This window comes from Centipeda artemidis DSM 19719, assembly GCF_000426665.1.
GTDB classification, from domain to species: Bacteria; Bacillota; Negativicutes; order Selenomonadales; family Selenomonadaceae; genus Centipeda; species Centipeda artemidis.
On record NZ_AUFU01000003.1, the window covers coordinates 43,245 to 57,834 of the forward strand.

12 protein-coding genes and 1 tRNA gene are annotated in these 14,590 nt (G+C 57.0%); all 13 read right to left on the reverse strand.

Annotated features, from left to right (window positions below; translation table 11 throughout):
* Positions 1–6 precede the first annotated feature (6 nt).
* The gene (gene cysS, locus K341_RS0103770; RefSeq protein ID WP_009658234.1) at positions 7–1,434 is read right to left on the reverse strand and encodes a cysteine--tRNA ligase; all 1,428 of its coding nucleotides are present in this window, start codon (positions 1,432–1,434) and stop codon (positions 7–9) included.
* A gap of 12 nt (positions 1,435–1,446) precedes the next feature.
* Positions 1,447–2,169 carry a serine O-acetyltransferase gene (gene cysE, locus K341_RS0103775; protein ID WP_009658224.1) on the reverse strand — a complete coding sequence of 241 codons (723 nt, stop codon included), beginning with the start codon at positions 2,167–2,169 and terminating at the stop codon, positions 1,447–1,449.
* Positions 2,170–2,330: 161 nt separating this feature from the next.
* Positions 2,331–2,624 carry a late competence development ComFB family protein gene (locus tag K341_RS0103780; protein ID WP_009658228.1) on the reverse strand — a complete coding sequence of 98 codons (294 nt, stop codon included), beginning with the start codon at positions 2,622–2,624 and terminating at the stop codon, positions 2,331–2,333.
* Between the two features lie 29 nt (positions 2,625–2,653).
* Complete coding sequence (locus K341_RS0103785) at positions 2,654–5,314, reverse strand: acetate and sugar kinases/Hsc70/actin family protein (RefSeq protein WP_009658208.1); 2,661 nt, start codon at positions 5,312–5,314, stop codon at positions 2,654–2,656.
* A 119-nt stretch (positions 5,315–5,433) separates the two neighbouring features.
* A tRNA-Arg gene (locus K341_RS0103790) sits at positions 5,434–5,508 on the reverse strand.
* A gap of 60 nt (positions 5,509–5,568) precedes the next feature.
* On the reverse strand, positions 5,569–6,264 hold the full coding sequence (locus K341_RS0103795; RefSeq protein ID WP_026761906.1) for a hypothetical protein: 696 nt from the start codon (positions 6,262–6,264) through the stop codon (positions 5,569–5,571).
* A gap of 32 nt (positions 6,265–6,296) precedes the next feature.
* On the reverse strand, positions 6,297–6,989 hold the full coding sequence (locus K341_RS0103800; RefSeq protein ID WP_026761907.1) for a Crp/Fnr family transcriptional regulator: 693 nt from the start codon (positions 6,987–6,989) through the stop codon (positions 6,297–6,299).
* Between the two features lie 40 nt (positions 6,990–7,029).
* Positions 7,030–7,890 carry an NAD(P)/FAD-dependent oxidoreductase gene (locus tag K341_RS0103805; RefSeq protein WP_026761908.1) on the reverse strand — a complete coding sequence of 287 codons (861 nt, stop codon included), beginning with the start codon at positions 7,888–7,890 and terminating at the stop codon, positions 7,030–7,032.
* Positions 7,891–7,974: 84 nt separating this feature from the next.
* Entirely contained in the window at positions 7,975–8,928 is a 954-nt protein-coding gene (locus K341_RS0103810) for a ribose-phosphate diphosphokinase (RefSeq protein ID WP_009350086.1), read from the reverse strand.
* Positions 8,929–9,059: 131 nt separating this feature from the next.
* Positions 9,060–10,424: a bifunctional UDP-N-acetylglucosamine diphosphorylase/glucosamine-1-phosphate N-acetyltransferase GlmU gene (gene glmU, locus K341_RS0103815; protein WP_026761909.1), complete on the reverse strand. Its 1,365-nt coding sequence runs from the start codon at positions 10,422–10,424 to the stop codon at positions 9,060–9,062.
* Between the two features lie 25 nt (positions 10,425–10,449).
* Positions 10,450–11,187: a GntR family transcriptional regulator gene (locus K341_RS0103820; protein ID WP_026761910.1), complete on the reverse strand. Its 738-nt coding sequence runs from the start codon at positions 11,185–11,187 to the stop codon at positions 10,450–10,452.
* Positions 11,188–11,211: 24 nt separating this feature from the next.
* Positions 11,212–12,081, reverse strand: coding sequence for a 4-(cytidine 5'-diphospho)-2-C-methyl-D-erythritol kinase (gene ispE, locus K341_RS0103825; protein ID WP_009752805.1), 870 nt, complete (start codon positions 12,079–12,081; stop codon positions 11,212–11,214).
* Positions 12,082–12,148: 67 nt separating this feature from the next.
* Complete coding sequence (priA, locus tag K341_RS0103830) at positions 12,149–14,566, reverse strand: replication restart helicase PriA (protein ID WP_026761911.1); 2,418 nt, start codon at positions 14,564–14,566, stop codon at positions 12,149–12,151.
* Positions 14,567–14,590 lie beyond the last annotated feature (24 nt).

Consider the following 14,590-nt stretch of genomic DNA (forward strand, 5'->3'; position numbering starts at 1 on the left):
CTGCGGTCATGCTCTCTTCCAGCGCACACCGGTCGGGGTGTCCTCGAGAACAACGCCACGCTCTTTGAGTTCGTCGCGGATGCGGTCGGCAAGCGCCCAGTTCTTCTGTACACGCGCGTCTTGCCTGAGAGCGATGATGATCTCCATGAGACCGTCCGCAAGACCGTCGGTTGCCGCAGCCGGCTCCTGCTCAAAGATGCCGATGATCTCCGCCATCGTACGGTAGGCGTCCGCCGCCTCCGCGAAATGTGCCGCATCGAACGCCGTGCCGTGCTCGAGCTCCTGTCGGTATCGGTTAATTTCCTTGGACAACCCGAACATCTGACTGAGGGCGAGTGCCGTGTTAAAGTCGTCGTCCATCGCCGCGTCGAATGCCTCGAGGAAATCTTTTGCCTGCGCCGCAAGCGCGGCGGCTGTATCCGCCGTTCCCTCGCGTCCCGAGAGCTCGTCGACCACCTCTTTCGTATGGGCAAGGCGCGCGAGCGCCGCCTGTGCCTCGCGCAGGCGCTCGTCGCTGAAATCAAGCGGGCTGCGGTAATGTGTCTGGAGGATGAAGAAGCGAATCACTTCTCCCGGGAACTCCTTGAGGATGTCCTTCACTGTAAAGAAGTTGTTCTTTGACTTCGACATCTTTTCGTTGTCAATCGTAATGAACCCATTGTGCAGCCAATAGCGTGCAAATTTCTCATGTCCGTCGATGCACGGCTCCGCCTGCGCGATCTCGTTCTCATGATGCGGGAAGATGAGGTCGCTGCCGCCCCCGTGAAAGTCAAATGCCTCGCCGAGGTACTTCACCGACATCGCGGAGCATTCGATGTGCCATCCGGGGCGTCCCTTCCCCCACGGGCTGTCCCATGCGGGTTCGCCCGGCTTTGCCGCTTTCCACAGGGCAAAGTCCATCGGGTGACGCTTCGTCTCGTTGATCTCGACCCGCGCGCCCGCCTCCATATCGTCGAGGCTGCGCCCGCTCAGTCTTCCGTAATGCGCGAATTTCTCCACGCTGTAGTAAACGTCGCCCTCGCTCGTCGCGTAGGCATAGCCGCGTGCGATCAGAGTCCCAACCATGCGAATGATGTCCTCCATCGTCTCTGAAACGCGCGGGAACACGTCGGCACGATGCACGTTCAGTGCATCCATCGCCGTGAAATACGCTGCGATATAGCGATCCGAGATCTCCTTCCACGTCACGCCCTCGCGATTCGCAGCATTGATGATCTTATCGTCCACATCGGTGAAGTTTTGAATGTAGCGCACGCGATAGCCCTTGCGCGCGAGATAGCGGCGAATGACGTCCCACGTGACAAAGGGGCGCGCATTGCCGATGTGCGGATCATTGTACGGCGTCACACCGCAGCAGTAGATGCTGACTTCGCCCTCCTTCAGCGGATGAAATTCCTCTTTCTTTCGCGTCATTGTATTATACACAGTAAGCATGATAGGACTCCTCTATGATCTTTCCTCAAGGGCATGTAGGCGTTCTTTGAGGATCTCGATTTCCTGCCGCATCAGCTCGATGCCCTCTGCGATCGGATCGGGTAGGATATCGTGGTCGAGGTCGACGTCCAGCTCTGCGGCGATCTCCTCGACACTCTCCCCTTCTTCCGCCGACAGCGCACGTGCGCGAAGGAGCTCTTCCTCCGTACGGACACGGTGCCCCTTCATCATGACGATGCGTCCCGGGATGCCGACGACCGTCGCATGGGCGGGCACGGGTCTGAGTACGACCGAACCCGCACCGATCTTCGCATGGTCTCCGACGGTAAACGAGCCCAGCACCTTAGCGCCTGAGGCGACGACGACATTGTTGCCGATCGTCGGGTGGCGCTTTCCCTTTTCTTTGCCCGTGCCGCCTAGCGTTACGCCCTGATAGAGCGTGACGTTCCTGCCGATCTCCGCCGTCTCGCCGATGACGATGCCTGTGCCGTGGTCGATGAAAAGACCCTCGCCGATCGTCGCACCGGGATGAATCTCGATCCCCGTCAAAAAGCGAGCGACATTTGAAATCAAACGCGGTACGAGCACCCAGCCGCGCAGATAGAGCGCGTGCGCAAGGCGATGTGCCCAGATCGCGTGCAGCCCCGAATAGCAGAGTACGACCTCAAGCGTACTCTGCGCGGCAGGGTCGCGCTCAAAGATAACGCGAATATCGCGGCGAATCCTCGCGAACATAGCAGCATCCTCTCCCGGTAACAAACAGCCCGCAAAAGAAATGCGTCCGCACCCGCTTGGACGCCGACGCACAGATTTTCTTTGCAGTCGTTCTTATTCTACCAAAAAAACACCCGCTTGACAAATTTTTATCAGCGGGTGTTCCTATTCCTATGATAAGGTCAGATCCCTTCCTCGTTGCGGTTATGATGCGGCTGTCCGTGTACGATCTGCATCGCGCGCACGGTCTCCGTCAGCACCTCCACATCGTACGACATCTCCATGCTCTCAACGCGCCGCAGAACGTCCGCCTTATGCGTCGAGACATACCGCGGCGGGAGATTGTTCAGCGCGATCATCATCATATCCGTACGGCAGCGCTCGCACATACAAATGTGCGGATATTGCGGCGCCAGCCGATTCAGCATATGATTGACGGCGTCCTCCATATAGTTTTTGAACGGCAAATGATGCATCACGCTGCTCCTCCCGGCACATAAAGCAATTAAAGTCGGACCGTGTATATTTTCCCTTTATAATTCTTTACCCCGAGCGCTTTCTCCGAGGCGACTGTGTACTCAATGGTATTCGGTGATTTTTTACGGATATAGACACCGACCTCATCGTCGTCGCTCACATCGTCGTCGTCGATGATACATCGCACCATGCGCACCTCGGATGCCTTCATATGTCCCTGCAGCGCGCGGGGTTCCTGTGTGTAGTAAAGCTCGAACTCGTCCTCATCTGCATAAGTAAAGTACGACCATGTACCGTAGTCGACACGTGCGTCGATATCCACGCGGAAGCAGCCGCGCTCGCTGAGGCTCCCGAGGAAATACGGAAACAGAAGCTCGTCGTGCGCGTCCACATTCTTATTGATGATCTTGATATCCTTACCGCCTTTGCGGCAGCGCAGGAGCCCGAACGCAACGCCGGTCTTGCCCGTGCGCATGCGGTCGAAATCACCGTTCAGCTTCTTTCCTTTTCCGGCCTCCTCATCCTCCATACCGAGCGGGAGATAGAGCAGGAACGGATCGTCCTTGCGCGGCACGGCGGATTTTCCCGCATCCGCGCTCTGTTTTCCTTTCGCATCGCTCTTGCCCGTCTGCGGTACGCGCATGGTACTCTCCATCCGGCTCGTAATGTACTCCTCGAAAAGCTTGCGTACCATCGGCGCCTTGCAGGAATTGCCTGCGAGGAAAATGTGCACCTGCCGCACAGTGCGCCCCTTGAACGCCGTTGCCATCGCTTGGAAAAAGTTTTCCACCCCGCGCCGAATCCGATCCTCAAGCGTGCGCTCGAGCTTGCGCACGTCGATGTCGATATGCACCTGCGCACGGTTGCCCGCGTTCCCGGTCTTTTCCGAGGAAAAGAGCGTGAGCGTCGTCTTGAAGCCGTCGCCTGTCGCAAATTCGTCATAGCCGGCGCCGCGCTCCCAGAACGGACGCAGCCGCTCGGCGAGGATCTTGTTGTTGAGATGTGATGCCGCGTCTCGCGTCTCGCGTACGAGCGCCTCCGCCCCTGCGAACGTCTCGCATTCGGGCGGCAGCGCAAACGTAATCTTGTGCTTGCGCATCTCTGCAAGGTTATCCTTGAACACCTCGTAGGCAAGCAGTTCGAGAATATTCTCGCCGCCGAGATACATATCGCTGCCAAAGCCGAACTGCTCGATGATGAACTTGCGCCGCCGGTTCTCCGGCACATACTCCACCCCAAAGTCAAAATCTGTCGTGCCGCCGCCGAAATCAAAAACACCGTAGGCAACTTCTTCGCCCGGATTCTTCGGCTCGAGCCCGTACGCCTCGAGTGCGCTGACAGCGTAGGCGGCAGGTTCGCTTGCCCCGTCGTAGACACGGAAGCGGCGCATCATCTCCGTATCGTCGAGCAGCGCTTTGGGCAGCGTCTTCTTCAGTCCACGCTCAAAACTCATGCGGATATGCTCGCGCACGTCCTTCTCATAGCCTACCGGGAACGAGAGAATATAGTCGAGATAGATGCTGCGGTGCATATTATTGATGTAAAGTCCAAGGTAATATGCATAGATCTCAATGGGGTCAAATCCGCCCGCATCGAGCGGCAGTGTCTCGGCATAGGGCTTTACCTCTTGGATGTAACCGTGCCGGTCTTTGAGGATCGGTGAGTTCGCCGTATCGCGCGTCCAGCGTTTCAACTCGCTGAATACGGAGTAGTAGACCGAGATCCCCTCTGTAGACTGACGCTCGAAGATCGCATCCGCCGCCTGATGCGACGCAGTAACCTGCGCCCACTCCGTATAGGGACGCCCTTCGCGCGCACGGTAGAGCATCTTGAACTTCTCGATATCAATCAACTCGATTGCCGTCGGATTTTCATAGTCTTGAATGGTCGGCTCATGGGAATAATCTCCCTTGCCGATGCGCAGGAGACGCGCATCGCGGTCGCGGCAGACGACAACCGTACTGCGTGTGCCGAAGTCAATGGCGCACGTTCCGTTCATGATCACGTCGAGCTGCGGCGGACGCGCCACGAGGAAATCCGTCGGCGGCAGGCGCAGACATACGCTGTCCTCACGTCCGTCGTCCGTCAGTTCCTCATACAGCTCCCAATGTCCAAGACTCATATCGGTGAGAAGGCGTTCCGGATAGGGCTGGATGTTCGCCCGCACATGGTCGCACAGCAGGAGTTCTTTCTTGAATGGCTCAATGGAAAAATCAAGCGCCACGGATCCGGTGTTGATCGCCGTCTCAATAATACTTTGAATATCAAAGGTCAGTCCGAAGATCGTCTCTTTGAAGCGTCCGGCGACCACATCCTCGGCAAATCGTTCATGATCAAAAACGAGCTGATCTGCATCGACACGGATGTATGCACGGATCTTCGGATACTCCGCCACAAGCCGGCGCAGGCGCTCTTCCTGCTCATGGGACACGTCCTCTGCGTTGAACTCATCCGCAATCCATTTGAGGAAGCTTTGCGCGCCGCTCCTGTCCGTTCCGAATGAAAACATATACTTCTTATTGACAATAGATGCCGTCTCGTCTTTAAGCGCAGCAATATCACGTCCGATCTGCGCACCGAAGCGGAGCGAACTCTCGTAGAAAAACTGCCGAAAGGTATTCTTTTTCAAATACAGCGTCCGCATGAGCATTGGCCGCAGCGTTGCTCCCTGCACCTCTCTCCGCGTCATTCATTCATCTCCTAGCGAAAATAAAAAATCCCTTGCTGTAATATTCTTCGCATTCTGTTAAAATCCTTTTTCAGACAAAAAAAGCCCTGCGTCAAATTTGCAGGGCAATAATTCAAAAGTGGTGCGCTCGGCGGGAGTCGAACCCACGCTTTCAGCTCCGGAGGCTAACGTCCTATCCACTGGACTACGAGCGCGCTGCCGTATGGCACAAGCCGTATTATAACGTAAAAAAAGGAGCTTGTCGAGATATTTTTCTAATCGTTTGTCTTTTTCGTGGTTTCATCCGGTTCCACACGCTCATCGCGATGCGCGGCAGAAACAGGCGCAAGATACTTACGCACCGCACCGATCTCATCCTCAATAAAGAGCGCGACAGGCGACTCGCGCAGCATGACGAGTTCGAGCAGTCGTGCCTGCTCCGCAGGCTTTTTCTCCTGCATTGCCGCAGGATCGACTGCAGCGCGTGTCAGCGTGACCGCTTTCTGCTCCGCTGCCACATACGCGTCCGTCTTGACAACGATGCTCGCGACAGGATTATAGATCTCGTCCGAAAGTGTCACGGGCGGCACATTCTTGTCCATACGCGCGCGCAGATCCTGCATATCGCGTTCAAGCTCGGAGAGACGCGCATAGGTCGCCCTGATGTCGCTCTCCCCATTCTTTGCATCAGCAAGGATCTGATGGTAGCGCGTCCAGCAGCGATCCAGCTCCCCGATTCCCTTCTGATAATCGTTCCACCACGGCACGAAGAGCTCCTGATCGCGGTTCATCGCGGCAAGACGTTCCTGTGTAAGCGGCGGCTCTTCACGCTTTTCCGTCTGGGTGTGAAACAGCACGCCTCCCATAATGGCGGTTAAGAAAGCAAAGATGAAAAAGACACGTCCCGGCAGGTAGCGAAACAGAATGACAAGCAGCAACAAGGCAATGACTGCCGGAACATAATGCAGCATAGAGACCTCCGCAAAATCAATGACGGGAATTTTTAAGCGCCCGCACGCTTTTGGAGCGCAGCTCGGTCGAGGATCCGAATCCGCCCGCGCGACGCCTGAACCAATCCCTCATGCCCGTATTCCCGAATAAGTCGGCTGACGACCTCACGCGCAGTGCCCAGATAGTGCGCCGTCTGTTCATGGGTAAAGTTTACCTCATCGCGCTCCGTACGTTCTGATTCTTCGATCAGGAACTTGGCGAGACGCCGATCCGCTGAGGTAAAGAGCATCTGCTGAAATTTCCACAGCGTCTCGGAAAGCCGTGTTACTGCCGTCTCATAGGCTCTGAGATGCGCAACGGTATTCGCCTCAAAAATACGGCGCACCACTGCCGTATCGGACACAAACACTTCCGTATCCTCATTGGCATCAATATAGACGTCTCCCGTCAGCGTTTCAAGTACGCAGGTACTGGAGACAATGGTAATATCACCTTTTCGGACAAAATACAGGGTGAGTTCGCGCCCCTCCTCTGAAAGGAGATAGACACGCAGACTGCCGGACATAATGTGCATGGTCGCCACCCGTGCCAATCCGCCGCGATGTACCATCGCTCCTTTTGGATAGTGAACGTACTGCGTATGTGCGGCAAGGAGTTCCTTCTCCTCTTCTGTCAGCGTATTCCACAGAGGAAACGCTTGGATGTATTCTCTAAATTGGCAGCCATCCCTTACTCGCGCCGACATATCCATCCTCCCCTTTTTCCATATCTCTGCAAATCCCGGCTTATTTCTTCTTGTGCATACAGCGTACGGTGGAAAGTCCCGCCTGCGCTCCCTCGTAAGCGGCTTTGACAATCTGCAGCAACCCGCCCGTACAGTCGCCTGCCGCATACACCCCGGGGACGTTCGTCTCCATCTGCGCATTGACGACAATTTTGCCGTCTTCCACGAGCACTCCGAGCTTACGTGCAAGCTCCGCCGTCCCCGCTGTACCGATCGCAAGGAATACGCCCACGGTATCCGCCGCCGTCCCGTCCGCAAATACAACGCGCGCAACACGCCGATCTCCCTCAATGCGGGCAATGCGCTCCGTATAGACCGTAACCTCCGGCGGAATACCGGCGGGCGGCTCTCCCCCGTTTGTGAGGAGCTGCACCTGCGCCGCGTGAGGTAAAAGGACTTGTACCTCGTGCAGCGCGTATTCCCCGGCACCAATGACAGAGGTCGTCTTTCCACGATAGAAGAATGCGTCGCAGACGGCGCAGGAACTGACGCCTCGCCCTGTAAACTCGCGGATGCCGGGAATCGAGAGCGTCTTGCGTGTCGCGCCCGTTGCAAGGACAACGGCATCGCCCGTGTAGAGTTCGCTTTTCCCCTCGACGGCGAATGACGTACCGTCTCCCGTGATCCCCAGCACTTCGTCCGTCACGAACGTGACTCCGAGACGGCGAGCTCCCTCGATGCCGCGCCGTGCAAGCTCTCGCCCGGAGACGGGTTCCTCGATCCCATAGTAGTTCTCGATCGTCTCCGCCGTCCCCAGCGCACCGACCTCCTTTGCAATGACGGTGACATCGGCACCGCCGCGGCGCGCATAGAGAGCTGCCGAGACGCCCGCGGGTCCCGCTCCTATGATGAGCACATGCATCGTTTTCTCCTACAAAAACCTAGATGAAAAAGAGGCGTCCCCTGAGACGACACCTCTTTTTCTCTCCACGGGGAACTTGCTCGGTCAATGATGATTAAACAGCAGGCTCACCGATCGATGACTTTGAACGCGCACGATAACGTCTGCAAGCGACTGTGCGAGGGAAAGCGTGACGAGTTTTTCGGACTGCTTCTCCGGCGGTACCGGAATGGAGTCCGTAATAACGAGTTTTTCCAGCGGAGACGCTTCGATGCGTTCGACCGCGGGATCGCTGAGAATCGCATGGGAACAGGCGGCAAGCACGCGCTTTGCTCCGCGCTCCTTGAGCGCCTTTGCCCCCTCGCAGAGAGACCCTGCTGTGTCCACGATATCGTCGATGAGGAGTGCCGTCTTTCCCTCCACCGCACCGATGAGATTCATAACCTCCGCGCGTCCCGGCTCGGGGCGCCGCTTCTCGATGATGGCAATCGGCGCATGAAGAAAATCCGCCATGATGCGCGCACGCGTCACCCCGCCGAGATCCGGCGAGACGACGATCAGGTCTTCATAGTCCTGCTCGCGGAAATAACCCGCAAGGACGGGTGCCGCCGCCAAATGATCCACCGGGATATCGAAAAATCCCTGGATCTGCCCCGCATGGAGATCAACCGTCACAACGCGAGTCACGCCCGCAGTTGTCATGAGGTTCGCGACGAGTTTTGCCGAGATAGGTTCGCGTCCGCGCGTCTTGCGATCTTGACGCGCATATGCGTAATACGGAACGACCGCCGTGATGCTGTGTGCGGAAGCGCGCTTGCACGCGTCGGTTAAGATGAGGAGTTCCATCAGGTTGTCGTTGACCGGAAAGCTCGTGGACTGAATAATGAAAATATCCTTGCCCCTGATGCTCTCTTCGATCATCACCTGTGTCTCGCCATTATTGAAATGCCCGACGAAAGCCTCACAGAGCGGAACGCCAATCCGTTCGGCAATATCTGCCGCCAGTTTCGGATTCGCATTTCCCGTCAGGATGCAAACGTTGTCGGTTTCAAAACTCATCTTTCTGTTCCTCCTAAAATCTGCATGCGCACTCTCTTATATACACCGCATACAGTATAACACGCACCGAATACTTTTGGAAGTGTATTCATCTTGCTTTTTCACGGGAATCACAAAACTGATCGAGGCTCTTATTTTCTCTTGTCTTTCCAGCCCTCGATCTCTTTCTGACGTGCACGCGCCACTGCAAGCGTCCCTGCAGGTACGTCGCGCGTGATGGTGGAGCCGGCTGCAACATAGGCGTCGTTTCCAAGCGTCACGGGCGCGACAAGGTTGGAATTGCAGCCGACGAAGGCGCGGTCGCCGATCACCGTGCGGAATTTCGACTTACCGTCATAGTTGACCGTGATCGTCCCGCATCCCATATTAACGTCTGTCCCCATGTCGCAGTCACCGATGTAGGAAAGATGTGGAAGTTTCGCCCCTGCACCGATTTCAGAGTTTTTAACCTCGACAAAGTTCCCGATCTTGACATTCTCGCCGATATGCGTATTGGGGCGAATATGAGTGAATTGCCCAAGATCCGCCCGGCTGTCGATCTCCGCATCATGCGCATAAGCATAATGCGCCTTCACTCCGTCCCCAACGACGACGTTTTGGAAGCGCACATGCGGTCCGATGCAGCAGTCCTCGCCGATCACCGTATCCCCCTCAAGAAGCGTGAAGGGATAAATAATTGTATCCATGCCGACGCGTACATCCGCATCGACAAAGGTTGTCTTGGGATCAATGATCGTCACCCCGTCCGCCATCAACTCCTCAACCTTGCGCTTGCGCAGAATCCGCTCCGCCACGGCAAGCTGGCTGCGAGAATTGATCCCGAGCGTGCACTCGTAGTTATCGGCAACGACCGCCCAGATCTTTTCTCCCGCATCACGGAGGATGCTGAGCACATCCGGCAGATAGTATTCGCCCTGCGCGTTGTTGTTCGTCACCTTGGCAAGCGCAGAAAAGAGCGCGTCGGCATCAAAGCAGTAAATGCCTGCGTTGACCTCGTGGATCTCAAGCTCTTCGGGCGCAGCGTCCTTGTGCTCGACGATTTTCAGCACCTCGCCGTTTTCGCGGCGGACGATGCGCCCGTATCCCTTGGCATTCGGCATGATTGCCGTAAGCACCGTCGCCTTTGCCCCCGCCTGCACGTGTTCTTCATGGAAGCGTGCAAGCAGCTCTGCTGTGAGCAGCGGTGTGTCACCACAGAGCACCATGATCGTCCCATGTTCGCCCGCCAGGAGATCCTTCGCCTGCAAGACGGCGTGTCCCGTCCCGAGCTGCTGCTGCTGCTCCACATACTCAACGCTGTCGCCAATGGCCTTTCGCACGGTCTCGCCGCCAAATCCTGTGATGACAATATTGCGCCGCGCACCGGCTGCATATGCCGCATCAATGACATGCTGAAGCATGGATTTTCCCGCCGCACGATGCAGTACCTTCGGCAGCTTTGACTTCATGCGCGTGCCCTTGCCCGCCGCCAGTATGACCGTAATAAAGTCCAACATATATGCCTCCAATCTTGAAGGATACCTATTCGGGATCCCCTTTGCTTTTCTTGCTTTTGCGCTTAATCAGCGATGTACCCGTCTTTTTTTCCTGCTCTTCGATTGCATAGAGAAGCGTCTGTTCCGAATGCTCCATATGCTTTGCCCCAACTTTACGGGCAAGCCGGGCATCTCCGGAACCGATAGCATCCACAATGGCACGATGCTCTTCAAGCGTCGCCTTGAGGCGTCCGGGGTACGACATGGAAATCGTACGAAACCGCGTGAGCTGTTCGCGCAGATTGCCGATGATGAGCAGGAGACGCTGATTGCGCGCAGCTTGATAGAGGAGTTCGTGAAACTCGATATCCGTCTGTACGATCCGATCCATGTCATGCTCTTCGATGGCGCGTCCGATAGCGACCAGCAGACGCTCCAGACGCTCCTGCTCCTCCTCGGTGATGCGCTCTGCTGCAAGCTCGCACGCCAACGCCTCAAGCGCCGCGCGAATCTCAAAAATCTCGTTGATGTCGCGGATAGATACGCTTGCTACATAGGCACCGCGCCGCGGAACAGTGACGACATACCCCTCCTGCTCAAGCTTGCGAATCGCCTCGCGCACGGGGGTGCGGCTGACCAGAAGTTCGTTTGCGAGATCATTTTCCTTCAGCCATTCGCCGGGTTTCAAGACTCCGCTGCGAATGGCATCCCGCAGCACCTCGCAGACAATATCGCGCAGCGGCTGGTAGCTGTTGACGACAACAGGTGATAGTTTTCCGTTCATAAAGATCCCTTCAATGCAGATTGCTCATACCATTTCGTTCCGGCGTCCTGCCGTCCGTGTCAAATGTACCTCGGCGTCCGTCTCAGCGCGGAACGTCTCAAAGGTACGCACAGCGGCATCCGCATCGGCAAAGAGCCCGAATACTGTAGGTCCGCTGCCCGACATCATCGCGCAGACGGCGCCTCCTCGGCGCATCCGCGCACGGTACGCCGCGATCACGGGATGTGCCGCTTCCGTCACCGGCTCGAGCACGTTGACGGCAAGTTTGGCGCAGGATGCCGCATCGCCGCGTGCAAGCGCCTCTAAAAAAGCTGCATTATCAGGATGCTGTTCCGGCGGATGTGCGTCATAAGAACGGTACGCCCACGGCGTCGAAACCGCAACCGGAGGTTTTGCGAGCAAAACTGTCGTTTCCGGAAAATCCGCGAGCCGCCGCATCACCTCTCCCCGCCCTGTGGCAAACACAGTGCCGCCCATGATGGAAAAGGGGATATCCGATCCGATCCGTGCGCCAAAACCGCAAAGTTCCTCATCCGTAAGTCCGAGATCATACAATGCGTTCATCCCGCGCAGTGTGGCAGCCGCATCCGCACTCCCGCCGGCGAGCCCTGCCGCCACGGGAATACGCTTTACAATATCGATGTCCACTCCGCCGCGCACACCGCACGCCTCTATGAGAAGCGCTGCGGCACGATACGCTAGGTTGCGCTCGTCCGACTCTAGTCCCGGCACATCTACACTAAGACCGATGCCCTCCTCTCTGCGCCGCAATGTCAGTGTATCCTTGAGTGCCAATGACTGCATGACTGTCGCAATCTCATGATAGCCGTCATCCCGGAGTCCCAAGATGTCGAGCGTCAAATTGATCTTCGCATATCCGAAAATCGTCACCATTCGGCTTCCCCCATTGTCCTATCTGTTTCAAGATTACCATGATTTATAATTATTTACAATGGCTTTTTCAAAAAATTACGGCAGGGTCAATATCAATCGCGATATTATTATTCAAATGAACATCTTGTTCATATAAAAATTCCCGTACAGGCGCGAGCGCGTCCGTCTTTATCAATACGACAAACCGATACTCATTCCGTTCTTTTTCGATGAGCGCAGGCGACGGTCCTATAACGGCACGCCCCTGTCCGTCACAAAAATAGTTTCTATAGGCGGCGACAAACGACTCCGCCATCCTCCACGCCTCCTCGCGCCGTACGGCATGAAAAAGCAGCTTCACGATGCTGCTGAACGGAGGATAAAAGAGTTCGCGCCGCAGTTCAATCTCCTTCTCATAAAAAGAGATATAATCCTGCCGCATGGCACACTGTACCGCATAGTGCTCCGGGTTGTACGTCTGCACAACGACTTCGCCCTGCGTGCCGTGACGCCCTGCGCGCCCCGCCGTCTGCGTAATGAGCATGAAACACCGTTCCGATGCACGGAAATCCGGTAAATTGAGACTCGCATCTGCGCTGATGATACCGACGGATTGAACGCCGGGCAGATCATGTCCCTTCGCCACCATCTGCGTGCCGAGAAGAATATCATATCCCCTGTTGCGGAACTGCTCCAGGATTTCATCGTGTGCAAACTTTCGCCCCGTCGTATCGCGATCCATGCGCAGGACACGCGCCGTCGGCAGAAGCTGCCGAAGTTCCTCCTCGAGTTTTTCCGTGCCTGATCCAAAGTATTTGATATAGCGGCTGCCACAAGAAGGGCATGTCTCCGGAACGGCGGCACGTTCGTCACAGTGATGGCAAAGCAAGACGCCGTTCCGATGGTAGACAAGCGGCAGTCCGCAGTCCTTACAGGTGATGACCTTTCCACACGCGCGGCACATAACAAAGGTCGAATAGCCGCGGCGGTTGAGCATGATGATCGCCTGCTCGCCGCGCGCGAGGGTCTCTGTGAGGAGCGCGCGCAGCGTCTCCGAAATGATCGTGCGCCGCCCGCGCCGCAGTTCCTCGCGCATATCGACGGTACGCACGCGCGGCAGCGGTTGCCTTCCGATGCGCTCCGGCATCGTGAGCAGGGTCAGCTCGCCCGTGTGCGCGCGGGCATAAGTCTCAAGTGCGGGCGTCGCACTGCCAAGCAGAAGGATTGCTTCAAAGCGCCGTGCAAGGATCTCCGCGACCGTACGTGCATGATAGCGCGGCGACTCGTCCTGCTTATACGACATATCCTGCTCCTCGTCGAGGATAATACAGCCGATATTGTCGGCAGGTACGAAGAGCGCCGATCGCGCACCGATGATGATGCCCGCCTCGCCGCACCGCACACGAAAGATCGCATCGTTGCGCTCCGCGAGTGACAGTCGGCTGTGCATGACAACGATGTCGCCGGCGAATATCTCTTGAAATGCCGTGATGAGCTGCCCTGTGAGCGCGATCTCCGGCACGAGGACGACGACCTGCCGCCCGCGTGCGCGTATGGCACGCGCCATTTCAATGTAGACACGCGTCTTACCGCTGCCTGTAACTCCGTGCAGCAGATAGCCGCGGTAGATGCCTGCTGCGACGCCCTCCCGCAGGGCATCTGCCGCATGCGCCTGCGCCGCCGTCAGCGGCACCTCTCTCTGCGCCGTCTCCGCCTGCGTACCGTAGCTGTCGCGTGCCTTACGCCGCCGATGCTCCACGATGAGATTTGCCGCGAGCAGGTGTTTGATAGTCGCGCGTGTAACGCCCGCCTCCTTCAGCACCGCCGCCGAAGGCTCTGCCGTATCCGCAAAGAGGCGCAGCGCGCGCGCCTGTGCCGGTTTGCGCGTAAGCGCAGCGAAATGTTCTTCTGTGAGTGCTTCGGCGGCACTATAGTATTTTTCATAGCGCGCCCGATCTCGGCGATCCGCATGGTATTCCTTGCTTATAATCCGATAGCGGAGGAGTTTTTCTACCGTTTCCTCCGCCGGAACATCCGGCAGTGCACGGCGGAGCTCCGCGATGCGCCGCCCGCCCTTCCGCAGGAGGAAGTCATAGACGGTGCGCGCACAGGAGTCGGCAAGCACCGGATGCCCTTCGTTCGCCGCCTCCGCCTCGTAGACGGGAAAAATCCGCAGTCCGCTCTTCCCGGGCATGAAAAGCCGCATCATCTCCGCTAGAGAGCAGAGATAAAAATCCGCCAGTTCCCTCGCTGCCGCAAGAAGAGCGGGTGAAAACCACGCCTCCTCATCCACCGCCGCGAGCACGGCACGCAGCCGGTGCGCAGCGTCCCGCGCCGCGTCGTAAGGGCGCACCGCAACGACGAAGCCCTCCACACGCACCTTGCCGAACGGTACGAATACGCGCCAACCAGCGCCGACCTGCGAAAGCTCCGGCGGAAGGAGATAGGTGAACGCACGGGCGATGCTTTTCACAGGGATATTGATATAGACATCAGCTACCGTCATGCATTCCTCTTCTCACATAAAAAA

Bases quoted from the DNA above. Each gene is read 5' to 3' on its own strand.
- K341_RS0103800 (WP_026761907.1), bottom strand. From the start codon at position 6,989: ATGTCGGCGCGAGTAAGGGATGGCTGCCAATTTAGAGAATACATCCAA.
- K341_RS0103805 (WP_026761908.1), bottom strand. From the start codon at position 7,890: ATGCATGTGCTCATCATAGGAGCGGGACCCGCGGGCGTCTCGGCAGCT.
- ispE (WP_009752805.1), bottom strand. From the start codon at position 12,081: ATGGTGACGATTTTCGGATATGCGAAGATCAATTTGACGCTCGACATC.
- cysS (WP_009658234.1), bottom strand. From the start codon at position 1,434: ATGCTTACTGTGTATAATACAATGACGCGAAAGAAAGAGGAATTTCAT.
- cysE (WP_009658224.1), bottom strand. From the start codon at position 2,169: ATGTTCGCGAGGATTCGCCGCGATATTCGCGTTATCTTTGAGCGCGAC.
- K341_RS0103780 (WP_009658228.1), bottom strand. From the start codon at position 2,624: ATGCATCATTTGCCGTTCAAAAACTATATGGAGGACGCCGTCAATCAT.
- K341_RS0103785 (WP_009658208.1), bottom strand. From the start codon at position 5,314: ATGACGCGGAGAGAGGTGCAGGGAGCAACGCTGCGGCCAATGCTCATG.
- K341_RS0103795 (WP_026761906.1), bottom strand. From the start codon at position 6,264: ATGCTGCATTATGTTCCGGCAGTCATTGCCTTGTTGCTGCTTGTCATT.
- priA (WP_026761911.1), bottom strand. From the start codon at position 14,566: ATGACGGTAGCTGATGTCTATATCAATATCCCTGTGAAAAGCATCGCC.
- glmU (WP_026761909.1), bottom strand. From the start codon at position 10,424: ATGTTGGACTTTATTACGGTCATACTGGCGGCGGGCAAGGGCACGCGC.
- K341_RS0103810 (WP_009350086.1), bottom strand. From the start codon at position 8,928: ATGAGTTTTGAAACCGACAACGTTTGCATCCTGACGGGAAATGCGAAT.
- K341_RS0103820 (WP_026761910.1), bottom strand. From the start codon at position 11,187: ATGAACGGAAAACTATCACCTGTTGTCGTCAACAGCTACCAGCCGCTG.